A 25,701-nucleotide genomic window follows, 5' to 3' on the forward strand; every position below is an offset into this window, starting at 1 on the left:
CCCCCACTGCCTCACGCGGGGCGGCTGCTAGGGGTGCGAGACCGGCGTCCGATGCCGCCGGAACAGCCCCCGCCGCTGCTCGGTCCCCTCGGCCGGCGCCGCAAATCGGTCCCGCGGCGTGGTCAATGCGTCGGTCGACACCTCGCGTTCGGGTTCGACCAATCCGCTGTACTGCGGCTGCGCCGGGACCTGCTCCACCGGGTGGGCGACGGGCGCAACGGGTTCAAGGGGCCGGACGTCACGTGCCAGCCGGAACGCCATCCGCGCCAGCGCAGCTCCGGCAAGGAAGGCGATCAGGACGCCTAACCCGGAGAAGTACGCGAGTTCCACCGCGACCCGCTTGCGATCGGTGGCACCGACCGGGTCACCGACCGAGCCGATGCCCGACAACGGCGCGAAGGTACGGCCGACCACGAACCAGGCCCCGCCCAGCGCCGCCAGCCAACCACCGAGCATGGCGCTGCCGCGATTACGCGAAACGATGAGCAGCAGGCCGCCGACCGCGGTGGCAACACCGGGCAGGACCTCCAGCCAGCCGCGGGCGGCGGTCCAGGCCTGGCCGGGCGTATAAGAAAAGTCGAAGTTCGGGCCGATGAATGGGATCAGTGCTCCCCAGACGCCCAGGATCACCAGCAGCAGTCCGATCACGGCGCCACGTGAGCGCGGGATTCGTCCCCGGGTGGGCCGGTCCTCGATGGTTTTCATGACATCTCCCTCGGTAGGTACCGGGGTGGGTACCCGGACGCGGAGACGTTGAAGCATGCCGCTCAGCGTGTCCTGGTGGCGAAGAAAGTGCCTGATCGCCGCCGTGAGCGCCCGTCCGAGGTGAGCGACTACCGGAGCCCGATCAGCAGCAGCGCAACCGCGATCACCGGGAACAGGCCCTGCGTCACCGCCGCCCGTGCCTTGTCTCGCGCCGAGAGCAGCAACACCACCGCGGCCGCTGCCATCGATCCGACGCCGGCGAAAACCAGCGCCGCCCCGACGTCACGGTGACCGGCGAACATCGCGGCGATACCGATCCCGGAGACGATGGCCAGGAACAGGTTGTAGAAACCCTGGTTGAACGCCAGCAGCTTGGTGGTCTCGGCTTCCTCCGCCGTGGTGCCGAAGGTGGCACGGGTGCGCTTGGAGGTCCACGTCAGCGACTCCATGGTGAAGATGTAGACGTGCAGGACCGCGGCCAGCGCGGCGAAAATCAAAGCGGCGGTGACCATCTGCGTTCTCCTAGTCGAAAAGCCCGGGCTGCGAGACCCCGGCCGGCGGCGTCATGCCCAGATGTGTCCAGGCCAACGCCGTGGCCACCCGGCCTCGCGGCGTGCGCGCGACCATACCGGCGCGCACCAGGAAAGGCTCGCACACCTCTTCCACCGTCGCAGCCTCTTCCCCCACCGCCACCGCCAGCGTCGACACCCCCACCGGACCGCCGCCGAAACTGCGGGTCAACGCCGACAGCACCGCCCGGTCCAGCCGGTCCAACCCCAACTCGTCGACGTCGTAGACCTGCAGCGCGAATTTCGCAACGTCCCGGGTGATGATGCCGTCGGCGCGCACCTCGGCGTAGTCCCGCACCCGGCGCAGCAACCGGTTGGCGATCCGCGGTGTGCCCCGCGAGCGGCGCGCGATCTCCGCCCCCGCCTCGGCACCCAACTCGATACCCAGGATCCGGGCGGAGCGAGCCAGCACCCGCTCCAGTTCGGACGGCTCATAGAAGTCCATATGCGCGGTGAAGCCGAAGCGGTCGCGCAGGGGGCCGGTCAGAGCGCCGGACCGCGTGGTCGCCCCGACCAGCGTGAACGGCGCCACCTCCAGCGGAATCGACGTCGCGCCCGGGCCTTTGCCGACGACCACGTCGACCCGGAAGTCCTCCATCGCCAGATACAGCATCTCCTCGGCGGGCCGGGCAATGCGGTGGATCTCATCGATGAACAGCACGTCGTGTTCCACCAGGTTGGACAGCATGGCGGCCAGGTCGCCGGCGCGTTCCAGCGCCGGCCCCGACGTCACCCGCAGTGAGGACCCGAGTTCTGCGGCGATGATCATGGCCAACGACGTCTTGCCCAGGCCGGGCGGCCCGGACAGCAGAATGTGGTCCGGGGTGCCGCCGCGGTTCTTGGCTCCCTCGATAACCAGTTGCAGCTGCTCACGTACCCGCGGCTGACCGATGAACTCCTGCAGCGAGCGGGGCCGCAGGCTGCCGTCGATGTCGCCTTCGCCGACCGCCAGGGCCGGTGACACGTCGCGCTCGTCGAAGTCTTCGGGATCGTTCATTTCGCCTTGCCCAGCAGCGACAACGCGGCCCGCAGGGCCGTCGACGTCGACGCCTCACGATCGGCGGCGAGCACCTTGTCGGTGGCGTCTTCGGCCTGCTTGGCCGCAAACCCCAGGCCGACCAGCGCCTCCACCACCGGGGCACGCACGGCGTGACCGTTCACCGCCGGTGCGGCGCCGGACCCGGTGACCAGGCCCACCTTGTCGCGCAGTTCCAGCACCATCCGCTCGGCACTGCGCTTGCCGATGCCGGGCACCCGGCAGAGCGCGGTGACGTCGCCGTCTGCCAGGGCCTGGCGCAGCGCCGTCGCATCGTGCACGGCCAGGGTCGCCATCGCCAGCCGCGGCCCGACGCCCGAGACCGACAACAGCGTCTGGAACAGGTCGCGGGTCTCCGCGTCGCAGAACCCGTACAGCGTCATCGAATCCTCGCGCACAATCATCGCCGTGATCAGCCGCGCCTCGCTGCCCGACCGCAGCGTGGCCAGCGTCGACGGCGTCGCATTGACCCGGTATCCGACCCCCGCGGCCTCGATCACGACGTGGTCCAGCGCCACCTCCAGCACCTCACCGCGCACCGAGGCGATCATCGGGCCGCCTTCAACTTGGCCAGATACTTGCTGCGCTGCTGCGCGGCCTGCGCCTCGGCAGCGGCCATCCGAGTCAGCATCGGCGCCCGCCAGCAGTGACAGATCGCCAGCGCCAGCGCGTCGGCGGCGTCGGCCGGGGTCGGTTTGGCCTGTAGCGCAAGGATTCTGGTGACCATCGCGGTGACCTGCGCCTTATCAGCGTTGCCATTGCCGGTGACCGCCGCCTTAACCTCGCTCGGCGTATGGAAGTGGACGTCGATGCCGCGTTTGGCGGCCGCCAGCGCAATCACCCCGCCGGCCTGCGCCGTACCCATCACCGTGCTGACATTCAGCTGCGAGAACACCCGCTCGATGGCAAGCACATCCGGGTGGTGGGTATCGAGCCAGTGATCGACGGCGTCGCTGATGGCCAGCAACCGCCGGTGCAGCGGCTCGCCCGACGGAGTGCGCACCACGTCGACGTCCAGCGCGGTGATCTGCCGCCCGCGCCCGCTTTCCACCAGCGACAACCCGCACCGTGTCAAGCCGGGGTCGACGCCCATCACCCGCACCGTAGCTCCCCACGTCATCGTCAGCCGAAGTTCCGAACAGCTGTTCGATAGCGTAGCCGCTGGATGCGACATCACCGATGAGGGACACGCGCTGGGGGCGTGAGTTACGTTATGCGCACTACGGAAGGGTTCGCGTGGGAGCACAACTGATCGTGATAGCGATGGCGCTGTTCATCGCATCGCTTCTGGTTCTCGTCTACGCCCTCAAGAAGAAGCCCAAAACGCCCAAGACGCCCGCACCCCGGCAGGACCCACTCGCGTTCGCCACGCCGCACGAATACGGTCCCCGCCAGCTCGGCCCCGGTGCCATCGTCAGCTACGGCGGCGTCGACTATGTGGTGCGCGGATCGGTCACCTACCGCGAAGGCCCGTTCGTGTGGTGGGAACACCTGCTCGAAGGTGGACCGGAAACCAGCAGCGAGCCGATCTGGTTCAGCGTCGAGGAGGACGACGGCCGACTCGAGCTGGCGATGTGGTTCAAACGTACTGACCTCGACCTGCAACCCGGCGGGCCGCACACGGTCGACGGCACCGCTCTGCATGAAGTGGAGCGCGGTCACGCCGGTTACACAACCGAGGGCACCACCGGCCTCCCGCCCGGCGGCGAGATGGATTACGTCGACTACGCGAGCGCCGACAATGCAGCGCTGCTCTCCTTCGAGCGGTGGGCCCCGGACATGCCGTGGGAGATATCCACCGGCAAGACCGTGCGCACCGGGGAAATGACCGTCTACCCCGCGCCCGCGGGCTGATCGAGGTGCCGCTTCACCACCTGGCGGTGGCTCCGGCCGATGTGTCCGGAGCCCGACTGGCGTTGGTGCTCAACGCGGCGGCGCCGCCCACCCTGGCCAGCTACCGGCTGGAGCACCCCCGCGGCGGCGCCCTGGTGCTCGGCGTCCTGGGCGCCTCGCATGTCGTCACCGTGCAACACGGCATGGGCGAGTTCTCCGAACAGGTCTCCTGCGCCGCGGGGGACGGTCTGCCCGCCCGATCGGAGGCGCCGGGCTATCACCTGGAATCACACAGCACGACGCATAACGAAGCCGCGTTCCGCGCGCTGGCCAGGGACTTGCGGCAACGGTGTGCCCGCGAACCCGGCTGGCTGGGCGGCGTGTTCCCGGGCGACGATGCCGCACTGACCGCCCTGGGCGCCGAGCCCGACGGCGACGGCTGGCAGTGGCGGACCTGGCACCTCTACCCCACCGGCGCGGGGGGGACGGTGGTCTACACGGCAAGCCGGTGGCATCCGTGAGCCGCAACCGACTGCTGCTGCTCGCATTCGGGCTGGCCGTCGCCGGGAGCGCATTCCTGGGCGTCGGGCTGGTGCTGGTCAACCGCGACGTCGGCTCCTACATCGCCGACCACTATCAGGAATACGTGCACGACGCCAATGCACGTCGCTACATCTGCTCGGGATCACCCAGGCAGGTTGCCGACACGCTGGCCCACTACAAAACCCCCGCGGCGCGGGCGTCCAGTGGCGGCACCGAATATCTGCGGTACCGCGACCACATAGTGGTGATCGGACCCGACGGCACGCGCCCCTGCAGCATCCGGGTTGAAGACCTGGGCGCCGGTTACAGCCACGGCTCCTATGTCTTCCTCGGCCCCGGGTTCACCCCCGGATCCCCGTCTGGCGGCTCGGGCGGCAGACCCGGTGGGCCGGGTGGCGTCAAGTAGGTAATCGCGAAGGAGGACTGTCATGTACAACAGCGCGGTGGAGTTCGGCAGCGTCAGCGTCGATCCGATCCTGCACGGGGCCGTCGCCACCGTCCTCTACTTCGCGGTCGGCGTCGTCGTGCTCATCGCAGGGTTCGTGATGGTCGACGTCCTGACACCGGGAAATCTGCGTCGGCTGGTGTTCATCGAGCGCCGGCCCAACGCCGCCATCCTGGCTACCGCGATGTACGCGGCTCTGGGCACGGTGATCATCGCGGCCATCTCCACCAGCTCCAATCAGCTGGGCGAGGGCCTGCTCGGTGTGGCGATCTACGGCGGCATCGGCGTCATCCTGCAGGGACTGGCTCTGGTCATATTGCGGGTCGCGGTGCCGGGCAACTTCCACGAACATGTCCAGGAACCTCAGCTGCATCCGGCGGCCTTCGCCACAGCGGCGATGCTGCTGGCGGTGGGAGGGGTCAACGCGGCCGCGTTGTTATGACGACGACCGCTGCGGCCGAACCCGTCTCGCCGTCACTGGGCCGGTGGCGCGCAGTCCTGCTGGCCGCCGTGGCGGCGTGCGCGGCCTGCGGGATCGTCTACGAGCTGGCGATGCTGACACTCTCGACCAGCCTGAACGGCGGCGGCATCGTGGCGACGTCGCTGATCGTGGCAGGGTATATCGCCGCACTCGGGCTGGGCGCGCTGCTGATCAAGCCGTTGCTGGCGCGCGCTGCGATCACTTTCATCGCAGTGGAGGTGCTGCTCGGCATCGTCGGCGGCCTGTCCGCCGCAGCCCTGTACATCGCCTTCGCCTTCGTCGACGGCTCGACGTTGGTGCTGGCCGTCAGCACCGGGCTGATCGGGTGCCTGGTGGGTGCCGAAGTGCCGCTGCTGATGACGCTGTTGCAGCGCGGACGGGCATCAGGCCCCACCGATCTGGCCACCGACACCGGTCGCACGCTGGCCAATCTGAACGCGGCCGACTACCTGGGCGCACTGGTGGGCGGCCTGGCATGGCCCTTCCTGCTGCTTCCGCATCTGGGGATGATCCGCGGCGCGGCGGCCACCGGCATCATCAACCTGGCGGCAGCGGCGATCGTCGCCGTTTTCCTGCTCCGCCGCGTCGGCTCGGCGCGGCAGTTGGCGGCGGCGCTGACGGCGCTGGCTGCGGCGTTGGCCGTACTGGTGACGCTGCTGATCCGCGCGCAGGACATCGAGGTCTCCACCCGCCAACAGCTCTACGCCGACCCGATCATCGCCCACCGGCACTCGGCGTACCAGGACATCGTGGTCACCCGCCGCGACAGCGATATGCGCCTGTATCTGGACGGCGACCTGCAGTTCTCCACTCGCGACGAATACCGCTACACCGAGAGCCTGGTCTACCCGGCGCTCGGGGCCGGCACCCGCTCGGTGCTGGTGCTCGGCGGCGGCGACGGGCTGGCGGCGCGCGAGCTGCTGCGCCTGCCGGGTCTGCAGCGGATCGTCCAGGTGGAGCTGGACCCGGCGGTCGTCGAACTGGCGCGCACCACCATGCGCGACGCCAACGGCGGGTCGCTGGACAACCCACGGGTGCAGGTGGTGATCGACGACGCGATGACCTGGCTGCGGGGCGGCCGGTCCGACCGCTTCGACGCGGTAATCGTCGATCTGCCCGATCCGGACACCCCGGTGCTCGGGCGCCTCTATTCGACCGAGTTCTATGCGCTGGTCGGGCGGGTGCTGTCCCCCGGCGGGCTGCTGGTGGTGCAGGCAGGCAGCCCCTTCTCGACGCGCACGGCGTTCTGGCGCACCGTCTCGACGATCCATTCCGGCGGCTACGCGGTCACGCCCTACCACGTCTACGTGCCCACCTTCGGCGACTGGGGATTCGTCCTGGCCCGCCGCGGTGATGCCGCTCCCGTGGCGGCGCTCCCGCGAGACGTCCCGCCACTGCGCTACCTCGACCAGCACGTGCTGGACGCCGCCACAGTGTTCTCCGAGGACGTACGGCCGCGTCCGGTGGAGCCGTCGACACTGGAAAACCCGCGGATCGTCGACGACATGCGGCGCGGATACGACTGACTCAGCTGGCGCCCCCGCCACCGGCGCCGCCCTGACCGCCAGTGGTCCCATTCGGCAGCCCTCCGGCTTCTGCCTGGCCCGGGAACTCTCCGTCGCCACTGAAGCCGCCGGCGCCTCCGCCACCGCCCTTGCCGCCGACGCCGGAGCCGAGCGGCACACCGATGCCGTTGCCGCCGTTGCCGCCGCGCCCACCGTTGCCGCCCGCTCCGCCGAGGCCGGGCAAACTCCCCTTGCCCCCGCCTCCGGCGTTGCCGCCGATGCCACCGTCACCTGCATCGAACGCGACAGACGCGTCCCCGCCGTTGCCGCTGTCGCCTCCGTTACCGCCCCTGCCGCCGAAGCCCTGCAGGCCGGTGCCGCCGACACCGCCGGTGCCACCGCGCGCACCGTCGGCGTTGATACCGGTGCCGCCATCACCGCCGCGACCACCGGCGCCGGCGTTGCCACCGTTGGCTCCGGTTCCGCCATTGCCACCGTTACCGCCCTGTCCGCCGGCGGGGTTGATGACGCCACCCACGTCGCCGTTGCCGCCGCTGCCGCCGTTGCCGCCCTGGCCGCCGTTGCCCTGAATACCGGCTCCGCCCGTAACGCCCTGGTTCGCGCCCGACCCGCCACCGATTCCGCCTGCTCCGGCGGCACCGCCCTCGCCACCGTCACCTCCCCGGCCGCCCTGACCGGCCTGGGGCCGGCCTGCGGTGGACTCGCCCCCGTCGCCGCCGGTGCCCCCGGTGCCGCCGGTGCCACCGGTCCCGCCCTGGCCGCCGGCGCCACCCATGCCGATGGCGCCGTCTTTGCCGTTACCGATGAAACTGCCCTTGCCGGCTGCGCCGCCTTCTCCGCCGGTACCGCCCTGCCCGCCTCTGCCCCCGGTACCGCCGTTGTCGGCAATGCCACCGTCGCCGCCACCGGGACCCCGGTCAGCGCCGTTTCCGCCGGTCGTACCCTGTCCGCCCTGGCCACCCTTGCCGCCGACCCCGCCGGCACCACCGTCGCCGCCGTCACCGCCGAACAGTCCGCCGTTGCCGCCGGCGCCGCCCTTGCCGCCGCTCCCGCCGGTGCCGCCCGTCGCCGCGGTGGCAGTCACGTTGGTACCGATGCCACCCCTGCCGCCCGTTCCGCCGTCGCCGCCGTTACCGACGATGCCCGCGTTGCCACCGGCTCCACCGTTGCCGCCGGTCCCGGTGACGGCGTCGGCACCGTTGCCGCCCTTGCCACCGTCCCCACCGCTGGTACCGAAACTGCCGGACCCCCCGGCGCCGCCGGCGCTTGCACCGGGGCCGCCACCGGCACCTCCTGCGCCGCCGGTACCGCCCGCCCCGCGGTCCCCACCATTGCCGCCCGCTCCGCCGGTGCCATCGCCGCCGGTGAAGGTGCCCCTGGCGCCGTTTCCGCCGTTTCCTGCGTTGCCGCCGTTGCCGCCCTTGCCGCCGGCCCCACCGGTGCCCGCGACACCGTTGCCGTCCTTACCGGTGCCCGCCGCGCCGCCCTTTCCGCCCTGCCCGCCTTGTCCGCCGACGCCGCCGTCCCCACCGTCGCCACCCGCGGCTCCGTTCGAGTTGGCCGAGTTGTCGAGGCCGTTGGTGCCGCTGGCGGCGTTCCCGCCATTGCCACCGATACCGCCGGTCCCCCCGTTTCCGCCCTTGCCGGCGACGCTGCCGCCCTTGCCGCCGGCGCCGCCCGCTCCGCCGGTCCCACCGGTCCCGCCGTCGCCGCCGTTCAGTCCGGCGCCGGCGACCGGAATGCCTGAATTGCCCACTCCACCGGATCCGCCGGTGCCCCCGTTGCCGCCGTTGCCGACCGATCCGCCGTTGCCTCCCGCGCCGCCGGCGGCGCCGCTGAGGCCGGCGGCGGGCGCGTCGGCACCCCTGCCGCCGTTGCCCCCGTTTCCGCCGCTGGTGGGTGCGCTTCCGGCCTTGCCGCCGGCGGCGAAGGTGCCGCCACCGCTGCTGCCGCCGGCGCCACCTGCCCCGCCGTAACCCGGGTTGCCACCGTCACCTCCCCGGCCGCCGACACCGCCATTGACGCTGATCGTGCCGTCGCGGCCGTGACCGCCGTCACCAGGTGTTCCGCCGTTACCGCCATCGCCGCCGGCTCCGCCCACGCCGTGCGCACCGGCTTTGCCGGCGGGCGCGCTGCCGCCGGCGCCACCGGCGCCGCCGGCGCCGCCGTGGCCGCCGTTTCCGCCGCTGGCGCCGTTGCCTCCGTTTGCACCGGGGCTGAACCCGTCGAAGCCGTCGAAACCGTTGCCGCCGTCCGCGCCCCGGCCACCCAGGCCGCCCGCACCACCGGCGCCACCGTTGCCGGCGGCCGCTCCCCCGTTGCCGCCGGCGCCGCCCGCGCCACCTGCGCCGCCGTCGCCACCGTTGCCGGGGGTCGCGCTGGAGAAGGCGGGATTGCCGGACATGCCCCTGCCGCCATCGCCGCCCGCCCCGCCGTTGCCGAACGTTCCGCCGTTGCCGCCGCGCCCGCCGTTGCCGCCGGCCTGACTGGTGCCGATCGCGTCGGAACCGTTGCCCCCGTGGCCGCCGTCGCCGCCACTGGTGGGACGGCTACCCGTCAGCCCGTTCGGACCGGCCCCACCCTTGGCGCTCGTCCCGCCGGCGCCGCCCGCCCCGCCGAAGCCCGGGTTACCGCCGTCGCCGCCATTGCCGCCGGCCCCGCCGTTGGTGCCGTTGGCACCGTTGCCGCCGTTGCCCGGCATGCCGCCGTTACCACCGTTGCCGCCGCTACCGCCCGGGCCTTCGCCGCCGGTAGGTGTCAACAGGCTGTTCAGCCAGCCGCCAGTGCCGCCCGCTCCACCGGTCCCGCCGGCGCCGCCGTTGCCGCCGTTGCCGCCGGACTGGCCATGAGCGCCGGCGGCCGACGGACTGGCGCCGCTGCCGCCCGCACCGCCGTCGCCACCGTGACCGCCGAGACCGCCCGCTCCGCCGGTGCCGATGAGCGCGCCACCGCGGCCGCCCACACCACCCGCGCCGCCAGTTCCCCCGATCAAACCGGACTCTCCCGCTGAGCCAGTGGCGCCCGCGGCCCCGTTGCCCCCGAAGCCGCCGGCACCACCATTGCCGTAGAGAATGCCGCCGAGGCCGCCGCTGCCGCCGGTGCCACCATGTGGGGTTCCCGTGGCGCTACCGTCTCCGCCGGCCCCTCCGGCCCCACCCATTCCCAGGAACCGGGCGTTACCGCCGAGCCCTCCGGCACCACCAGCCTGACCGGCACCTCCCACACCGCCGTCACCGAACCAACCGGCCGTGCCTCCGGCGCCGCCAGCGCCGCCTTGGCCACCGACACCGGCACCGCCCGTCCCACCCGCACCGCCGTTGCCGAACGCGCCGCCTTCACCCCCGGCGCCCCCGGCGCCGCCGAACCGTCCCTCCCCGCCGGCGCCACCGACGGCTCCGGGTCCGAACAATCCGGCGGTACCGCCACCCCCTCCGGCCCCGGCCGTTCCCCCGGGCGCGTTTCCGCCGGCGCCTCCGGCCCCGGGAGCACCAATCAGGTAGGAGTGTCCGCCGCCACCGCCGTTGCCGGCGACACCGAGAGCACCCGCCTGTCCGCCGGTGCCGCCGACGCCGCCGTTGCCCCAGAGCAAGCCGCCGCTACCGCCACTGCCACCGCTGCCGGCACCGCCGTTCGGCGTGGCCGCCGCGCCACCGGCACCGCCGGCACCGCCGTGGCCGATGAGCCCTCCCGCACCACCGGCGCCGCCGGATTGTCCGGCCGCTCCGGACCCGCCGGCGCCACCATTGCCGTACAGAAGCCCCCCGGGCGCGCCTGCCTGACCGGTTCCCGGCGCTCCGTTGGCCCCGTCGCCGATCAGCGCGCGCCCGAACAACAACCGCGTGGGCGCGTTGATCGCGCCCAGTGCCTGCTCTTGGACGGACTGCAGCGGGTTGGCGTTGATCGCCTCGGCCAGGGCATAGGTACCGCTCGATGAGATCATGAGCTGGACGAAACGCTCGTGGAACAGCGCCGCCTGAGCGCTCGCCGCCTGATACTGCTGGGCGTGGGTGCCGAACAGTGCCGCGATGGCGGCGGACACTTCGTCGGCGCCGGCGGCCAGCAAGTCCACCGTCGGCGCCAGCGCGACCGCGTTGGCGGCCTCCACCGCCGTGCCGATTCCGTACAGGTCGGCGGCTGCTGCGCTCAACAATTCTGAATCAGCGACCAAAAAAGCCATCGGACTGCCTCTCATCCCCCCGGGCGACACAGAAATTGGGAATCCCGATGAAGATGATCACGAGCGCCGGACAGGACCCGCAAAGTCAAATTGCACAGAGCCCCGGGGCTGAATAGGGCAATGTGCACAGCGCCCTAGAACACCGCAACGCGGTCAAACGCCGGCGTTGCGGGCGGGGTCCTCCGAAGGTGTGCAGAGTGCACACGCGCGCGTGGCTGGCGAGCAGCTTCTCCGCAGGTCTATGGGGCCTGCTTCCGGCTAACCCGGGCTCAGTCCTCGTCGAGCGCGGCCAGCACCTCGTCGGACAAATCGACGTTGGTCCACACGTTCTGCACGTCGTCGCTGTCCTCCAGCGCGTCGACCAGTTTGAACACCTTGCGGGCACCTTCGACGTCCACCGGGACACTCACGGAGGGCTGGAAGCTCGCCTCGGCCGACTCGTAGTCGATGCCGGCCTCCTGCAGCGCGGTTCGCACGGCCACCAGGTCGGTCGGCTCGGAGATGACCTCGAAACTGTCGCCGAGGTCGTTGACGTCCTCGGCGCCGGCCTCGAGCACGGCGGTCAACACGTCGTCTTCGGTGAGGCCGTTCTTCTCCAACGTCACCATGCCTTTGCGGGAGAACAGGTAGGCGACCGAACCGGGATCGGCCATGGTGCCGCCGTTGCGGGTCATCGCCACCCGCACCTCGCTGGCCGCGCGGTTGCGGTTGTCGGTCAGGCACTCGACCAGAACCGCGACGCCGTTGGGCCCGTAGCCCTCGTACATGATCGTCTGGTAGTCGGCGCCGCCGGCTTCCTCACCCGCGCCGCGCTTGCGCGCCCGCTCGATGTTGTCGTTGGGCACCGAGGTCTTCTTCGCCTTCTGGATGGCGTCGTACAGCGTCGGGTTGCCCGCCGGGTCGCCGCCGCCGGTGCGGGCGGCGACCTCGATGTTCTTGATCAGCCGGGCGAACTCCTTGCCACGGCGCGCGTCTTTCACGGCCTTCTGGTGCTTGGTGGTTGCCCACTTGGAATGGCCGCTCATCGGTGCCTCGTACCTCTTTCGCCGGAAAAGTCGCCTTCAGAGTCTACGTGGCCACTCGGCGACGCCGTCCGCCAGCGCGGCGCCGCCCGGCGAACGTCGCGCGCGATCGCCGATATGAGTTCAACCCACCGAGAACGCGGTCGCAGCCGTCAGTCGACCACCCCTGCCGTACATCCGGAAGAGTTTCATCTTGTGTTGAAACTAGTTTCAACGTACGGTGAAATTAACCTGTTGAGCATTGGTGAGGACCTGAGGATCGCAATGAACGCAACTGTTTCGACGCCCATCTCGACGAACTTTTCGACAACCTTTTCCGCGAAGCCGCATTACACCGAGTTGCCCGAGCGCATCGTGCCGGCGTTGGCCTCCTACCGAGCCGATCCCTCCCTGGTCGAGGAACGGCTCGCGAGACTGGGCGTCCCGGCCCCGCGCGACCCCGACGTCGAGGGCGCCACCGAACTACTCGACGACGTGACCTTCACCCACCGGTTCGTCGACGTCGACGGCACGGACGGCGAACCTGTCCGATTCCACTGCGTGGAAGCCGGGCCGGCCGACTCCGAAATAGTCGTCTTTCTCCATGGCCTACCCGACTCCTGGTACCAGTGGCACCACCAGATGGCGGCGTTCGCCGGCGAATACCGTTGCATCGCCTTCGATCTCAAGGGCTACGGACAGTCGAGCAAGGCCGAGGGCGACTACCGCCACGAGGCGGCGGCCGAGCAACTGGTGGCCGCACTCGACCGCGTCGGCGTCGACCGATTCAACTTGATCGCCCACGACCGCGGCAGCGTGCAGGGCGACTTCATCGCCGCCAATCATCCCGACCGCGTGCTGCGGTACGGCCGCGGCGAGCAGCACCTCTACCACTTCCACCCGGCACTGGCCCCGCAGGCCGCGATGTTCCGGGATGCGCCGTTCACCGGACTGATGGCCGACCGGACCCGGTTCGTCGTCCTGGTGTACGCGTGGATAGGCCGCATCGACCTGCCGGACCACGAAATGCTCCGGGTGATCCAGGAATTCAGCTACCCCGACATCGAGAAGGCCGTACCGCGCTACTTCAACACCACCACGTTCCACATGGAGTGGATTGCCCGGCGAACGCGACTCCTCGAGCGCTGGACATGCCCGGTCATGGTGCTACAGAGCTACGAAGGCACCGTCCAGCCCCGCGAGTACTACGTGGACGCCCGCGACCACATCCCCCACGCGGCCGAAGTCCTGGTCCGTTTCGTCGACGCGGGCCACTTCTGGAGTCTGGAAGACCCGACGACCACCACCGCGCATCTGCGCGAACTGCTGGCCCTGCCCATCGCCGGCGTATCGGGGAGCTAGCGCTTCCTGACCATGTCCACGAACAACTGGTGCACCCGCCGGTCGCCCGTCACCTCCGGATGGAACGCCGTCGCCAACACGGCACCTTGGCGCACCGCGACGGGGTGCCCCGCGGCCTCGGCGAGCACCCGCACACCGGCGCCGATCCGCTCGACCCACGGCGCCCGGATGAACACCGCGCGCACCGTCCCGTCCAGCCCCTCGAACCGGATGTCGCCCTCGAACGAATCGACCTGACGTCCGAAAGCGTTGCGCCGCACCGTCATATCGATCCCGCTGAGGGGCACCGCTGCCCGGCCCTCCGCGCCGGCGTCCAGGATCTCGCTGGCCAGCAGAATCATTCCGGCACACGCCCCATAGGCGGGCAGCCCCTCGGCCAACCGGGCCCGCAGCGGGTCGAGCAGATCGAAGTCACGCAGCAGGTGACTCATCGCTGTGGACTCGCCGCCGGGTAGCACCAACCCGTCCACGGCGTCCAGTTCGGCGCGGCGGCGCACCGTGACGGCCTCGGCGCCGGCTTCGCGCAGCGCGGCCAGGTGCTCGCGGGTGTCGCCCTGCAGCGCCAGCACACCGACCAGCGGCGCACTCACGGGGTGGCCGGCTGGTATCCGCGCTTGAAGCGGGTCAGCCCCTCCTGCATCACCGCGGCCACCATCTCACCGCTCTGGTTGAAGATCTTGCCCTGGCACAGCGAGCGGCCCCCACTGGCGGACGGCGAGGACTGGTCGTAGAGCAGCCATTCGTCAGCCCGGAAGGCCCGCATGAACCACATCGCGTGGTCCAGTGACGACACCTGCAGGTGCTCGCGCTCGGCCATGTGGGTGACCTGCGCCGAACCCAGCAGCGTCAGATCGCTCATGTAGGCCAGCGCGCAGATGTGCAGGACCGGGTCGTCAGGCAGCGGATCACGATGCCGGAACCATACCTGCTGCTGAGAAGCCTTGCCGGGCAACAGTTTCAAGCGATCACGGGGGACGATGCAGACGTCCCATTCCTCGAACTGCTTGAAACCCGCGTCATCGAAGACCTTGACCGAGGACAGGCCCGGCAGCCCGTCCGGTGGCGGCGCCGCGGGCATGGCGTCCTGGTGGTTGATGCCTTCCTGGTCGACCTGGAAGGAGGCCCCCATGCTGAAGATGATCTCGCCGTGCTGGATCGCGTTGACCCGCCGGGTGGCGAACGATCCGCCGTCTCGGGTGCGCTCCACGATGAAAACCGTGGGCTCCTTTGCGTCCCCGGGCCGCAGGAAATAGCCGTGCAGCGAATGCACCTGGTAGCGCGGGTCGACGGTACGCACCGCCGACACCAGCGACTGCCCGGCCACGTGCCCGCCGAAGGTGCGCTGCAGGAATCCCGATTCGGGGCTGAACACGCTGCCGCGGTAGATATTGACCTCGAGTTGTTCGAGATCGAGGATCTCTTCGATCGCCACGGACTGTTTTTACCAGCCGCCCGTCATCAGCCGCCCGTCACCAACCGCGTTGTGCCAGGCGATGCGGCTGCGGGATCTCCTCCACGTTGATGCCGACCATCGCCTCGCCCAGCCCGCGTGACACCTTGGCCAGCACATCCGGGTCGTCGAAGAACGTGGTCGCCTTGACGATCGCCGCGGCGCGCTGCTCCGGGTCGCCGGCCTTGAAGATCCCGGACCCGACGAACACCCCTTCGGCGCCGAGCTGCATCATCATCGCGGCGTCGGCGGGGGTGGCGATACCGCCGGCGGTGAACAACGTGACCGGCAGCTTGCCGGCCCGGGCCACCTCCACCACCAGATCGTAGGGCGCCTGTAATTCCTTTGCGGCGACAAACAATTCGTCCTCGGACAGCGACGTGAGCCGACGGATCTCCCCACCGATCGCGCGCATGTGCGTCGTGGCATTGGAGACGTCGCCGGTGCCGGCCTCACCCTTGGAGCGGATCATCGCCGCGCCCTCGGCGATACGCCGCAGCGCCTCTCCGAGGTTGGTGGCCCCACACACGAACGGCACGGTGAACTTCCACTTGTCGATGTGGTGGATGTAGTCGGCCGGGGTGAGCACCTCGGACTCGTCGATGTAGTCCACCCCGAGGCTCTGCAGGATCTGCGCCTCGACGAAATGCCCGATGCGGGCCTTGGCCATGACCGGAATGGTCACCGCGTCGATGATGCCCTCGATCATGTCGGGGTCGCTCATCCGCGACACCCCGCCCTGGGCCCGGATATCGGCGGGCACCCGTTCCAGCGCCATGACGGCGACGGCACCCGCGCCTTCGGCGATGCGGGCCTGCTCAGGAGTGACGACGTCCATGATGACGCCGCCCTTGAGCATTTCTGCCATGCCGCGCTTGACGCGCGCGGTTCCGGTTTGGGCCCCGGTTTTGCTCAAAGCCGGCTGGGCGCCGTTCTGCTGGCTGTTCACTACGCTCCTTGAATTTCGGGAAGTGACCACCAGTCTAAAGGGGACCGACAACCGGATTTACCCGCAGCGAAGGCCCACGTTGCCTTAAGCTCCGCGTTGTTGGCCAGCGAGTTGGGGAGCCTCGCGATGAATTTCGCTGTTCTGCCGCCGGAACTCACGTCGGCGCGCATCTTCGCAGGTGCGGGGCTGCAGCCCTTGCTGTCCGCGGCCGGCTCGTGGGACGGGTTGGCAGCCGAGCTGGAGGCCGCGGCGCGCTCGTTCAGCGCGGTCACCTCGGGGCTGGTTGACAGTGCCTGGCAGGGCCCGGCGATGCTGGCGATGACCCGCGCCGCGGCCCCGTATGTGACGTGGTTAACGACGGCGGCGACGCAGGCGGGCCAGACGGCCGCACAGGCGCGAGCGGCGGCGGCCGCGTTCGAGACCGCGCAGGCGGCCGTCGTGCACCCCGCGATGGTCGCCGCCAACCGGTCGGGACTGGTGTCACTGGTGGCGGGCAACCTGTTCGGCCAGAACAGCCCGGCGATCGCCGCCGCCGAGGCCCACTACGAGCAGATGTGGGCCCAGGACGTCGCCGCCATGGCCGGCTATCACGCCGAAGCGTCGGAGGTGGCCGCCCAGCTGGCCGGCGCCTATGCCGCCACCGGGCTGCCGGGCCTGAGCATCGACTGGGCCAACGGCACCGTCAACCTGGGCTCGGGCAACAAGGGCGCCAACAACATCGGGTTCGACAACGTCGGCAACGGAAACATCGGGATCGGAAACCGCGGCGACGGCAACATCGGCGTCCAGAACCGGGGCAACTGGAACGTCGGGCTGATCAACACGGGTAACCGGCTGATCGGGTACGGACTTCCGGGCGACGGCAACATCGGCGTCAACCTCATCGACCTCAACCCGGTGGGCGGTGGCAGCCCGACGACAACCGCCCTGCTGATGGGCGGGACGGGGCCCAGCCCGCTGCCCTGGTCAGGCTTCCAGACGCTGGCGAACAGCTTCATCACCCCGACCCATCCGTCCTACGACGCGCAGTTCCTGGTGACGCCGTCGAAGATGTTCCCACTCACCGGGCCGACCAGCCTGACCTTCGATGCCTCGATCGCCGAGGGCATGCAGCGTCTGAACGCCGCGATCATGAGCCTGCACGCGGCGGGCAAAGACACCGTGGTCTTCGGCCTGTCGCAGAGCTCCACGGTGGCGACGCTGGAAATGCGCTACCTGCAGTCGCTGCCGGCGGCATTGCGCCCGGGGACCGACGAATTGTCTTTCGTGCTGGTGGCCAACCCCAACCGGCCCGACGGCGGCCTGTTGTCGCGCTTTCCGGGCCTGTCGATACCGTTCATGGGCTTCACGTTCAACGGCGCGACGCCGGCCAACGTCTACCCCACCATCGATTACGCGATCCAGTACGACGGCGCCGCCGACTTCCCGCGCTACCCCCTCAATCTGCTGGCAACGGCCAACGCGCTGGCCGGCTTCGCCTACATCCACCCCTCGTACTCGCTGTCAGCGGCCCAGTTCGCGACGGGCATCGTGCAGCCGGTGTCCCCGGACAGCCTCACCACGTACATCCTGATCCCGACGCACGACCTGCCCCTGCTCAACCCGCTGCGCGCCGTGCCGTTCGTGGGCAACCCGCTGGCCGACCTGATCCAGCCGGACCTGCGGGTGCTCGTCGAGCTGGGCTACGACCGCACCGCCTACCAGGATGTGCCGGCGCCGTTCGGGCTGTTCCCGCAGATCGATCCGGCAGCGCTCGCCGCGCAGCTGCAGCAGGGCGCGGTGCAAGGAGTCGACGACGCGCTGAGCGGCCTGGGGTGGCCGCTGCGCTTACCGTGAGGCGGCGGCCGCGGGACTGACTACAGAGCGCCGTAATCCGGGCTCGCAGTCTGCGCGAACGGGGCCTCAGCTGATGGACTGCGGGACGACGGCGTCGCGCGGGGCCGAGTCGACCAGCTCGTTGGCGGTGGGCAGCAGCTCCGCCAGTTGCCGCGGGTACACGATTTCACCGGAGGCGACCAACTCGGCAATATCGGCCGGGCCGCACCACCGGGCGCCGTGAATGTAGCTGCGTTCCAACGCCGTTCGGCCGTCCAGCGCCGGCTCGAAACGCCGGGTGCGGTGCACGAGGTAGAACTCTTCGCTGTCGATCATCGAACCGTTGAACTCGAATACCTCGTCGCGCCGCCAGACGGGTCCGACCAGCGCGGCCGGCGGGACCTGCAGGCCGGTCTCCTCCGCCAGCTCCCGGGCCGCCGCTTCGGCCAGCCGCTCCCCCGGCCTGACTTCGCCGCCGACGGTGAACCACCACCGCGGGGCATGGGCGATCGCGGGATCCGACCCGCACAACAACAACACCGCGCCGCACTCATCGAGCAGTACCACCCGCGCCGAGGTGCGATGGTTGAGCTTGTCGCCGGTATGCCGCTGCGCGTGCGGCCGCTCGGCGATCTCGAAATAGGTTGGCAGCGGCGCCCTTCCGCCCAGATGGAACAACCGCACCATACGGCGCTCGGCCAGCACCAGGGTGTCGCGCACCGCGTCGTTGTGGAACCGGCGAGCCAGCAACACCCGTGCCTCGGCGTCGGCCAGCTCGGCCACCAGGGCCGCCGGCACCGACGCCGGGTCGACCAGTGCCAGGGCGGCCGACAGCTCGTTCTCCGCGGTCTCCCGCATGCCGCGCGGCGCCCGCTCGGCGACATCGGCCAGCGTCGCCAACCGTTGCCCCTCCGGCGAGCCGCCGTAGGCATCGATGGCGACCGCGCGCGCCACCACCGCGCGCCGCGCCAGCGCGCTGTCCAGTGCCTGCCAGGACAGGTCGTAGCGGACGTTGAGCCGGTCCAGCCGGTTGGCCCGCTGGTAGCCCCAGGCGCCGAACACCACCAGCACCACGAACAGCCCGGCAGCCAGAGCCCACAGCAGCCACGTCATCAGCTGGCCACCTGGACCTTCACGCCCGACCCGGCAACCGTCTCGTACACCCGCATGATCTGGCTCGCCACCACCGACCAGTCGTAGCGGTGCACCGCCTCACTGCCCGCGGCGACGTAACGCTCGCGCAGCGCGTCGTCCTGCAGCACCGCGATCAACGCCTCGGCCAGGGCATCTCCATCTTCGATCGGAACCAGCCGTCCGAGTTCACCGTCCTGAAGCACCCGCCGGAACGCGTCGAGATCACTGGCCACCACGGCGGTGCCGGCGGCCATGGCCTCCACCAGGACGATGCCGAAGCTCTCACCGCCGGTGTTCGGTGCGCAGTACACGTCGGCGCTGCGCATCGCCGACGCCTTTCCGGCGTCGTCAACCTGACCCAGGAATTTCAGGTGGTCCACGAATCCCGTTGCTTGAGAACGTAATTCGTCCTCATCACCGCGGCCCACGATAAGCAGTTGCACGTCCGGAAAACGCTGCACGACGGCAGGCATGGCGGCCAGCAGCGTCGCCATGCCCTTACGCGGCTCGTCGTAGCGCCCGAGGAACAGCACCGTCTTGCCGGGCCGCGGATATCCCTCCAAGAGTGGTGCTGACGCGAAGGAACCGACGTCGACGCCGTTGGGGATCTCCACCGCATCCGATCCCACCGACTCCATCTGCCAGCGCCGCGCCAGGTCGGACACCGCGATCCGGCCGACGATCTTTTCGAACCTGGGGCGCAGCATGCCGCCCAGGACCGACATGGCCATCGACTTGGTGGTCGAGGTGTGAAACGTCGCCACGATCGGGCCTTCGGCGATGTCCAGAGCCAGCAGGGACAGGCTCGGAGCGCCCGGCTCGTGCAGGTGCAGCACGTCGAAATCGCCTTCGGCGAGCCACTTCTTCACCTTGCGATAGGTGACCGGGCCGAACCGCAGCCGGGCCACCGACCCGTTGTAGGGAATCGGGACGGCCTTGCCGGCGGACACGACGTAGTCCGGCAGAGAGGTCTCCGGAGACATCGGCGCCAGCACGCTGACCTGGTGTCCGCGCTCGATCATGACCTCGGCCAGCTGCAACACGTGCGACTGCACCCCGCCGGGCACGTCGAACGAGTAGGGGCAGACCATCCCGATCCGCATCAGCCGTCCTTCAACCAGGCCTGCCGGTCGTCCGACAGATCCGCCAGCCACTGCGGTTGCAGCATGTGCCAGTCTGCGGGATGGGCAGCGATATTGCGCGCGAACTCATCGGCCAGCGCCTGGGTGATGGCGCCGACGTCGCCGCTGCTGCAGTCCAGGGGCTCCTGCATCTTGCATTCCCAGCCGTCGCCGGAGAACCAGCAGTGCGAAGGCAGCAACGCCGCGCCCGTCTCGATCGCAAGCTTGGCCGGCCCGGCGGGCATCCGGGTGGGTTCGCCGAAGAACTCGACCTCGACGCCGGTGCGGGTGAGGTCGCGCTCGGCCATCAAAGCCACGATTTGGTTGCTGCGCAACCGGTCACAGAGCACCTCGAACGGCGGTCGTTTCCCGCCGGTGTGCGGAATGACCTCGAATCCGAGGGTCTCCCGGTAGTCGATGAAGCGCTGGTACAGCGATTCCGGTTTGAGACGCTCGGCCACCGTGGCGAAGGTGCTGTAGGTCTGCGCCAGCCAGACACCGTTCATGTCCCAGTTGCCGCTGTGCGGTAGTGCCAAGACCACGCCGCGGCCAGCGGCCAGCCCGCCGTTGAGATTGTCCTGGCCGTGGGTACCGCTGTCGAGCTGGCGCGTCAGCTCCTGCAGATCCATCGTCGGCAGCCGAAACGCCTCACGCCAGTACCGCGCGTAGGACGCCAGCGAGGCGCGCATCAGCGAGTCCGGAACCCGCGCAGGCGGCACCCCGGTGACCCGCGCCAGGTTCTTGCGTAGCTGCTCGGGCCCCCCGTTGCGGGCCGCATAGCGGGCACCGGCCTCAAAAGCGTTGCGCGCGGCGAACTCCGGCAGCACCCGCACAGCCCGCCATCCGGTGGCATAGGCCCAGTCGGTGGCCTTGCCGGTCAACAGATCACGGGGGCGGCCGGGCAGTTTGAGGCCTACTGATGGCGGAATCACTGCTCGTTCTTTCCTGGGATCTCGTTCTTTCCTGGGATGGGGATACGGTCGACGGCCCCGGGCGAGGTGCGGACCGCGTACAGGCGCTGCCCGCAGGTAACCACGCTGAGCACAGCCAGCAACCACATCGCGATCGGCAGCGCCGGCGGCCAGGGCACGAACGGGAAATCCGAAACCCCGGCCCCGACCAGCACGATGATGAGCCGCTCGGGGCGCTCGATGAACCCGCCGTCACCTCGCAGACCGCTGGCTTCGGCCCGGGCCTTGATATAGGAGATGACCTGCGAGGTAACCAGGCAGATCAATGTCGCCGCGGTCAACAGCATGTCGTGCATGTGGAAGGCGATCCACCACGCCAGTCCGCAGAACACCGCTCCGTCGCTGATGCGGTCGCAGGTGGCGTCCAGCACCGCGCCGAACCTCGTGCCGCCGCCGCGGATGCGCGCCATCGCCCCGTCAGCCATGTCGAACAGCGTGAAGAACCACACCACACACCCGCCGACGAACAGCTTGCCCATCGGAAAGAACACCAGGGCGCCCGCCATCGAGCCGACGGTGCCGATGACGGTGACGAGGTCCGGGGTCAGGCCGACCTTCAAGGCGCCCTTGGCGACCGGGTCGGTGGCGCGGGCGAAAAACGCCCGGGACAGGAACGGCAATTTGCTCATGAGTGCCTCATGGCTGGTTCGCCCACTCGTCGGCGAGCAACCGGCGGGTTTCGCGCAGCAACTGCGGTATCACCTTGGAGCCGCCGACGATGGTGATGAAGTTGGCGTCGCCGCCCCACCGCGGGACGACGTGTACATGCAGGTGTTCGGCCAGCGAACCGCCTGCCGAGGTGCCCAGATTCATGCCGACGTTGAAGCCGTGCGGACGCGACACCTTCTTGATCACCCGGATCGCCTTCTGGGTGAAGGCCATAACCTCGGCACTCTCGGCTTCGGAGAGGTCCTCGAGCTCCGACACCCGCCGGTAGGGCACCACCATCAGGTGACCCGGGTTGTACGGGTAGAGGTTCAGCACGGCGTAGACCAGTTCGCCGCGCGCCACCACCAGTCCCTCTTCGTCGGACATTCGCGGGATGTCAGTGAACGGCTCGCCGCGGCTGGCACTGTCGCGGGTCGCGGGCGCTTCGGCCAGATAGTTCATCCGGTACGGAGTCCACAACCGCTGCAGGTGGTCGCGCTCGCCGGCGCCGCGGTCGTGAATGGTGTCTTCGCCACTCGGATCAGTCACTGCCACTCTCCACGACTTTCACCAGTTCGGCTGTGGGAGTGGCGTTCTCGCGGCGGGCGATCCAGTCGACGATGGCCGCCACCGCGGTGTCCCGGGGCACCCCGTTGATCTGGGTGCGGTCACCGAAGCGGAAACTCACCGCCCCGGCCTGCACGTCGCGGTCACCGGCCAGCAGCATGAACGGCACCTTCTGGTTGGTGTGGTTCACGATCTTCTTGGCCATCCGGTCGTCGCTGGTGTCCACCTCGACCCGCACACCATGCGATCTCAGTTGTGCCGCAACATCTTCCAGGTACGGGATGTGCTCGTCTGCCACGGGTATGCCGACCACTTGATGCGGCGCCAGCCAGGCCGGGAACGCGCCCGCATAGTGTTCGGTGAGGATGCCGAAGAACCGTTCGATCGATCCGAACAGCGCCCGGTGGATCAGCACCGGACGCTGCCGGGTTCCATCGCTGGCGGTGTATTCCAGCTCGAAGCGGTCCGGCATGTTGAAGTCGACCTGCAGCGTCGACATCTGCCAACTGCGACCCAGCGCGTCCTTGACCTGCACGGAGATCTTGGGGCCGTAGAACGCCGCGCCACCCGGGTCGGGCACCAGTTCCAGGCCGGAAGCCTCACCGACCTCTCGCAGGATCTCGGTGGCCTGCTCCCACACCTCGTCGGAGCCGACGTACTTGTCCGGGTCCTTGGTGGAGAGCTCCAGGTAGTAGTCGTCCAGGCCGTAGTCGGCCAGCAGGTCGAGCACGAACCGCAGCACCGAGGTGAGCTCGTCGCGCATCTGGTCGAGGGTGCAGTAGATGTGCGCGTCGTCCTGGGTCATGCCGCGCACCCGGGTCAGGCCGTGGATGACGCCGGATTTCTCATAGCGGTAGACGCTGCCGAACTCGAAGAGCCGCAACGGAAGTTCGCGGTAGGACCGGCCGCGGGAGCGGTAGATCAGGTGGTGCATCGGGCAGTTCATCGGCTTGAGGTAGTAGTCCTGGCCGGGCTTGCGCACGGTGCCGTCCGGGTTGAACTCGGCGTCGAGTTGCATCGGCGGATACATCCCGTCGGCGTACCACTCCAGGTGTCCCGAGGTGATGTACAGCTGTTCCTTGGTGATATGCGGGGTATTGACGAACTCGTACCCGGCCTGCTCGTGCTTACGCCGCGAGTACTCCTCCAGTTCCCGACGGATGATGCCACCCTTGGGGTGGAAAACCGCCAGGCCGGAACCGATTTCGTCCGGGAAGCTGAACAGGTCGAGCTCGACGCCCAGCTTGCGGTGGTCGCGGCGCTGGGCTTCGGCGATCAGCTCCAAATGGTGGTCGAGGGCCTCCTGCGACTCCCATGCGGTGCCGTAGATGCGTTGCAGGCTCGCGTTGTTCTGGTCTCCGCGCCAGTACGCGGCCGAGCTTCGGGTCAGCTTGAACGCGGGGATGTGCTTGGTGGTGGGGATGTGCGGTCCGCGGCACAGATCGCCCCACACCCGTTCGCGGGTGCGCGGATTGAGGTTGTCGTAGGCGGTGAGCTCGTCTCCCCCGACTTCCATGACGTCCGGGTCACCGGACTTGTCGTCGACGAGCTCGAGCTTGAACGGCTCGTTGGCCAGTTCCTCGCGCGCCTCGTCCTTGGACGCGAAGACGCGGCGGTCGAAAAGCTGGCCTTCCTTGACGATCTGGCGCATCCGCTTTTCCAGCTTGTCCAGATCGTCGGGGGTGAACGGTTCGGCGACGTCGAAGTCGTAGTAGAAGCCGTCGGTGATGGGCGGGCCGATGCCGAGTTTGGCGTGTGGAAACAGGTCCTGCACGGCCTGGGCCAGCACGTGTGCCGCCGAGTGCCGGATGACGCTGCGGCCGTCGTCGGTGTTGGCTGCCACCGGGGTGACCTCGGCGTCGGCGTCCGGCACCCAGCTGAGGTCGCGCAGCTTGCCGTCCGCGTCCCGGACGACCACGATCGCGTCGGGCGAACCACGCCTGGGCAGCCCGGCCTCGCCGACAGCGGCCGCCGCGGTAGTCCCGGCGGGAACCCGGATCGGGGCTTCAACGGCTCCTGAGACGGGCTGTGCGGGGACGCTCATTGCGTGGTTCTCCGTGGCTTGGGCATGTTCGCGGGCATGGCGGAATCGATCGCGACCATGCTATGCCGAACGAGACGGGCCCGAGCCGATGCCCCCGGAGCGGTTCACAAATCGGCGGGGCGGGCCCAGTAGCCGCCCAAGAGCGTCCTAGTGGCCGAGCATCGCCACTGCCACTGCCGGCCGCAGCGCGTGGGCGGGCCGGAACGAGCCGGTCCGCGCGCCGACGAGCCTGCCGCTTACCTGCCGGTGCGTGCGCCCGTGGCGCCTCGAGTCGTGCAGCTTCGCCAACGTAAATCGGTTGCTCTCGCCGTCGTAAAACAAGCGCAAGATATGAGCCGGAAAGTATCCCATCAACAGAATCGCGATGGTCATCAGCGCAGTGCGGCTGTTGACGCGGTGCACCTTGGTGGTTCGCAGATAGCGCGTCGCATAGCGATAGAAATCGCGCGGCGAATTCTCCACCCGCCGTCCGGACAGGCCGGCGATCAAGCTGCGCTCGTATTCGATGTCACAGCCATTCTTGAACAACGCCAGGGCGAGGTCGATATCTTCATGCAGTTGGTCTTCGAGGTCCAGCCGGGTGAGGTGGCGAACCGCGCGCCACGCCGACGCCCGGACCGCCATATTGGAGCCGAACAGGAACCGTTGGTCTTTCGCCTTGCGGTGCAACCTGTCGCGCACGGCACGGTCGAGACGAAAGGTCGCTTGCCGCAACGGCATATCGTAATAGAACACCGGACCGGTGACCGCGTCGACAGCCGGATCGCGGAATCGGCGGCGTATCGTCGCGACCCAGTTGGGCGCTATGACGGAATCAGCGTCGATCCGGCCGATGACCGTGCTGCGCACCTGGTCGAAGCCGCAGTTGCGGGTGGGCGTGATGCCCTGATATTCGTTTTGGGTCAATATCCGGATAGGGATATGACGGTTCTCGGCTTGCAGCCGACGCACAATCGTTTCGGTGCCGTCGGTGGACCTGTTGTTGACGACGATGATTTCGTCCGGAAGCGATGTCTGGCGGAGACAGGACGCGACGCACCTGCCGATAAAACGTTCCTCGTTATAGGCGGGAATGACGATTGCGACGGAGGGTCCCGATCGCTCGGCTGACCGCGCTGGACGATTTACCGCATTCACGATTTCGGTCATGGTCCCGACCCATTGCCTCTGCTGCCGCATATTGCCCGATGCGTCCCCACGAGATGCGACAGGGACGCCCAGGTCGATCAGCGAGCGGCCATCGATCGACCTTCATCAATATTCGACACCTATGCAATGATTTGTCAAGGACATTATTTCTGACGAATATTCAGTTTTCGGACAG

General features: G+C 69.2%; 24 protein-coding genes. 7 read left to right on the forward strand and 17 right to left on the reverse strand.

Translation table 11 applies throughout. The features are described 5' to 3' along the window. Positions 1-27: 27 nt before the first annotated feature. The 5 genes from QXH22_RS02085 to ruvC form a co-directional block, all read right to left on the reverse strand. Entirely contained in the window at positions 28-705 is a 678-nt protein-coding gene (locus QXH22_RS02085; protein ID WP_306274825.1) for a hypothetical protein, read from the reverse strand. Between the two features lie 128 nt (positions 706-833). Beyond that, entirely contained in the window at positions 834-1,217 is a 384-nt protein-coding gene (locus QXH22_RS02090) for a DUF1304 domain-containing protein (RefSeq protein ID WP_306241109.1), read from the reverse strand. Between the two features lie 10 nt (positions 1,218-1,227). Beyond that, positions 1,228-2,271 carry a Holliday junction branch migration DNA helicase RuvB gene (ruvB, locus tag QXH22_RS02095; RefSeq protein WP_306241110.1) on the reverse strand — a complete coding sequence of 348 codons (1,044 nt, stop codon included), beginning with the start codon at positions 2,269-2,271 and terminating at the stop codon, positions 1,228-1,230. After that, positions 2,268-2,861 (reverse strand): Holliday junction branch migration protein RuvA, encoded by a 594-nt coding sequence (gene ruvA, locus QXH22_RS02100; RefSeq protein ID WP_306241111.1) that lies wholly within the window; start codon positions 2,859-2,861, stop codon positions 2,268-2,270. Before ruvA ends, ruvB begins: the two co-directional genes overlap by 4 nt. Further along, positions 2,858-3,412: a crossover junction endodeoxyribonuclease RuvC gene (gene ruvC / locus QXH22_RS02105; RefSeq protein ID WP_306244270.1), complete on the reverse strand. Its 555-nt coding sequence runs from the start codon at positions 3,410-3,412 to the stop codon at positions 2,858-2,860. The genes ruvA and ruvC overlap by 4 nt, the downstream gene beginning before the upstream one ends. A 134-nt stretch (positions 3,413-3,546) precedes the next feature. Here ruvC and QXH22_RS02110 point away from each other — a divergent pair, with 134 nt between their 5' ends. Genes QXH22_RS02110 through QXH22_RS02130 form a run of 5 tightly spaced genes read left to right on the forward strand, consistent with a single transcriptional unit; the run spans position 3,547 to position 7,138 of the window. After that, positions 3,547-4,164, forward strand: a complete 618-nt coding sequence (locus tag QXH22_RS02110; protein WP_306241112.1) for a DUF4178 domain-containing protein — start codon at positions 3,547-3,549, stop codon at positions 4,162-4,164. A 5-nt stretch (positions 4,165-4,169) separates the two neighbouring features. After that, positions 4,170-4,664: a DUF2617 family protein gene (locus tag QXH22_RS02115; RefSeq protein ID WP_306241113.1), complete on the forward strand. Its 495-nt coding sequence runs from the start codon at positions 4,170-4,172 to the stop codon at positions 4,662-4,664. Beyond that, complete coding sequence (locus QXH22_RS02120) at positions 4,661-5,092, forward strand: DUF4247 domain-containing protein (RefSeq protein WP_306241114.1); 432 nt, start codon at positions 4,661-4,663, stop codon at positions 5,090-5,092. The genes QXH22_RS02115 and QXH22_RS02120 overlap by 4 nt, the downstream gene beginning before the upstream one ends. Before the next feature lie 22 nt (positions 5,093-5,114). After that, complete coding sequence (locus QXH22_RS02125) at positions 5,115-5,573, forward strand: DUF350 domain-containing protein (protein WP_306241115.1); 459 nt, start codon at positions 5,115-5,117, stop codon at positions 5,571-5,573. Continuing rightward, positions 5,570-7,138, forward strand: a complete 1,569-nt coding sequence (locus QXH22_RS02130) for a polyamine aminopropyltransferase (protein ID WP_306241116.1) — start codon at positions 5,570-5,572, stop codon at positions 7,136-7,138. Before QXH22_RS02125 ends, QXH22_RS02130 begins: the two co-directional genes overlap by 4 nt. Position 7,139: 1 nt before the next feature. On the opposite strand, the gene QXH22_RS02135 is transcribed toward QXH22_RS02130, so the two are convergent. After that, positions 7,140-11,315, reverse strand: coding sequence for a PE family protein (locus tag QXH22_RS02135; RefSeq protein ID WP_306274826.1), 4,176 nt, complete (start codon positions 11,313-11,315; stop codon positions 7,140-7,142). Between the two features lie 269 nt (positions 11,316-11,584). Next, a complete protein-coding gene (locus tag QXH22_RS02140) occupies positions 11,585-12,340 on the reverse strand; it encodes a YebC/PmpR family DNA-binding transcriptional regulator (protein ID WP_306241118.1) in 756 nt (251 codons plus the stop codon). A gap of 261 nt (positions 12,341-12,601) precedes the next feature. Here QXH22_RS02140 and QXH22_RS02145 point away from each other — a divergent pair, with 261 nt between their 5' ends. Beyond that, complete coding sequence (locus tag QXH22_RS02145; RefSeq protein ID WP_306274827.1) at positions 12,602-13,678, forward strand: alpha/beta fold hydrolase; 1,077 nt, start codon at positions 12,602-12,604, stop codon at positions 13,676-13,678. On the opposite strand, the gene pdxT is transcribed toward QXH22_RS02145, so the two are convergent. From pdxT to pdxS, 3 genes are read right to left on the reverse strand one after another with little or no spacing between them, the layout of a single operon-like run. Further along, complete coding sequence (gene pdxT / locus QXH22_RS02150; protein WP_306241120.1) at positions 13,675-14,268, reverse strand: pyridoxal 5'-phosphate synthase glutaminase subunit PdxT; 594 nt, start codon at positions 14,266-14,268, stop codon at positions 13,675-13,677. The genes QXH22_RS02145 and pdxT overlap by 4 nt on opposite strands. Then, positions 14,265-15,110 (reverse strand): acyl-CoA thioesterase II, encoded by an 846-nt coding sequence (gene tesB / locus QXH22_RS02155; RefSeq protein ID WP_306274828.1) that lies wholly within the window; start codon positions 15,108-15,110, stop codon positions 14,265-14,267. The genes pdxT and tesB overlap by 4 nt, the downstream gene beginning before the upstream one ends. Positions 15,111-15,147: 37 nt before the next feature. Continuing rightward, positions 15,148-15,996, reverse strand: coding sequence for a pyridoxal 5'-phosphate synthase lyase subunit PdxS (gene pdxS / locus QXH22_RS02160; protein ID WP_371934198.1), 849 nt, complete (start codon positions 15,994-15,996; stop codon positions 15,148-15,150). A gap of 207 nt (positions 15,997-16,203) precedes the next feature. Between pdxS and QXH22_RS02165 the strand changes: the two genes are divergently transcribed. Next, positions 16,204-17,913 carry a PE-PPE domain-containing protein gene (locus tag QXH22_RS02165; RefSeq protein ID WP_306274829.1) on the forward strand — a complete coding sequence of 570 codons (1,710 nt, stop codon included), beginning with the start codon at positions 16,204-16,206 and terminating at the stop codon, positions 17,911-17,913. 66 nt (positions 17,914-17,979) lie between these two features. Here the strand turns inward: QXH22_RS02165 and QXH22_RS02170 are convergent, their stop codons facing one another. The 7 genes from QXH22_RS02170 to QXH22_RS02200 all read right to left on the reverse strand — a co-directional run bounded on the left by QXH22_RS02170 (position 17,980) and on the right by QXH22_RS02200 (position 25,526). Next, positions 17,980-19,005 (reverse strand): NUDIX domain-containing protein, encoded by a 1,026-nt coding sequence (locus tag QXH22_RS02170; RefSeq protein WP_306241123.1) that lies wholly within the window; start codon positions 19,003-19,005, stop codon positions 17,980-17,982. Further along, entirely contained in the window at positions 19,005-20,129 is a 1,125-nt protein-coding gene (locus QXH22_RS02175) for a glycosyltransferase family 4 protein (RefSeq protein ID WP_306241124.1), read from the reverse strand. Before QXH22_RS02175 ends, QXH22_RS02170 begins: the two co-directional genes overlap by 1 nt. Beyond that, on the reverse strand, positions 20,129-21,079 hold the full coding sequence (locus QXH22_RS02180) for a phosphatidylinositol mannoside acyltransferase (RefSeq protein ID WP_306274830.1): 951 nt from the start codon (positions 21,077-21,079) through the stop codon (positions 20,129-20,131). The genes QXH22_RS02175 and QXH22_RS02180 overlap by 1 nt, the downstream gene beginning before the upstream one ends. Next, positions 21,076-21,747, reverse strand: a complete 672-nt coding sequence (pgsA, locus tag QXH22_RS02185) for a phosphatidylinositol phosphate synthase (protein ID WP_306274831.1) — start codon at positions 21,745-21,747, stop codon at positions 21,076-21,078. Before pgsA ends, QXH22_RS02180 begins: the two co-directional genes overlap by 4 nt. A 7-nt stretch (positions 21,748-21,754) precedes the next feature. Further along, a complete protein-coding gene (locus QXH22_RS02190) occupies positions 21,755-22,315 on the reverse strand; it encodes an HIT domain-containing protein (RefSeq protein ID WP_306274832.1) in 561 nt (186 codons plus the stop codon). Beyond that, positions 22,308-24,377, reverse strand: a complete 2,070-nt coding sequence (thrS, locus tag QXH22_RS02195) for a threonine--tRNA ligase (protein WP_306241128.1) — start codon at positions 24,375-24,377, stop codon at positions 22,308-22,310. The genes QXH22_RS02190 and thrS overlap by 8 nt, the downstream gene beginning before the upstream one ends. Positions 24,378-24,524: 147 nt before the next feature. Next, positions 24,525-25,526, reverse strand: a complete 1,002-nt coding sequence (locus QXH22_RS02200) for a glycosyltransferase family 2 protein (RefSeq protein ID WP_306274833.1) — start codon at positions 25,524-25,526, stop codon at positions 24,525-24,527. Between the last annotated feature and the right edge of the window lie 175 nt (positions 25,527-25,701).

Origin of the sequence: Mycobacterium sp. TY814 (genome assembly GCF_030755175.1) — a bacterium.
Classification (GTDB): domain Bacteria; phylum Actinomycetota; class Actinomycetes; order Mycobacteriales; family Mycobacteriaceae; genus Mycobacterium.

Excerpts from the sequence above, each read along its gene's own strand:
- QXH22_RS02085 (WP_306274825.1), bottom strand. The coding sequence starts at position 705 with ATGAAAACCATCGAGGACCGGCCCACCCGGGGACGAATCCCGCGCTCA.
- QXH22_RS02090 (WP_306241109.1), bottom strand. The coding sequence starts at position 1,217 with ATGGTCACCGCCGCTTTGATTTTCGCCGCGCTGGCCGCGGTCCTGCAC.
- ruvB (WP_306241110.1), bottom strand. The coding sequence starts at position 2,271 with ATGAACGATCCCGAAGACTTCGACGAGCGCGACGTGTCACCGGCCCTG.
- ruvA (WP_306241111.1), bottom strand. The coding sequence starts at position 2,861 with ATGATCGCCTCGGTGCGCGGTGAGGTGCTGGAGGTGGCGCTGGACCAC.
- QXH22_RS02125 (WP_306241115.1), top strand. The coding sequence starts at position 5,115 with ATGTACAACAGCGCGGTGGAGTTCGGCAGCGTCAGCGTCGATCCGATC.
- QXH22_RS02130 (WP_306241116.1), top strand. The coding sequence starts at position 5,570 with ATGACGACGACCGCTGCGGCCGAACCCGTCTCGCCGTCACTGGGCCGG.
- QXH22_RS02135 (WP_306274826.1), bottom strand. The coding sequence starts at position 11,315 with ATGGCTTTTTTGGTCGCTGATTCAGAATTGTTGAGCGCAGCAGCCGCC.
- QXH22_RS02140 (WP_306241118.1), bottom strand. The coding sequence starts at position 12,340 with ATGAGCGGCCATTCCAAGTGGGCAACCACCAAGCACCAGAAGGCCGTG.
- QXH22_RS02145 (WP_306274827.1), top strand. The coding sequence starts at position 12,602 with ATGAACGCAACTGTTTCGACGCCCATCTCGACGAACTTTTCGACAACC.
- pdxS (WP_371934198.1), bottom strand. The coding sequence starts at position 15,996 with ATGGCAGAAATGCTCAAGGGCGGCGTCATCATGGACGTCGTCACTCCT.
- QXH22_RS02165 (WP_306274829.1), top strand. The coding sequence starts at position 16,204 with ATGAATTTCGCTGTTCTGCCGCCGGAACTCACGTCGGCGCGCATCTTC.
- QXH22_RS02170 (WP_306241123.1), bottom strand. The coding sequence starts at position 19,005 with ATGACGTGGCTGCTGTGGGCTCTGGCTGCCGGGCTGTTCGTGGTGCTG.
- QXH22_RS02175 (WP_306241124.1), bottom strand. The coding sequence starts at position 20,129 with ATGCGGATCGGGATGGTCTGCCCCTACTCGTTCGACGTGCCCGGCGGG.
- pgsA (WP_306274831.1), bottom strand. The coding sequence starts at position 21,747 with ATGAGCAAATTGCCGTTCCTGTCCCGGGCGTTTTTCGCCCGCGCCACC.
- thrS (WP_306241128.1), bottom strand. The coding sequence starts at position 24,377 with ATGAGCGTCCCCGCACAGCCCGTCTCAGGAGCCGTTGAAGCCCCGATC.
- QXH22_RS02200 (WP_306274833.1), bottom strand. The coding sequence starts at position 25,526 with ATGACCGAAATCGTGAATGCGGTAAATCGTCCAGCGCGGTCAGCCGAG.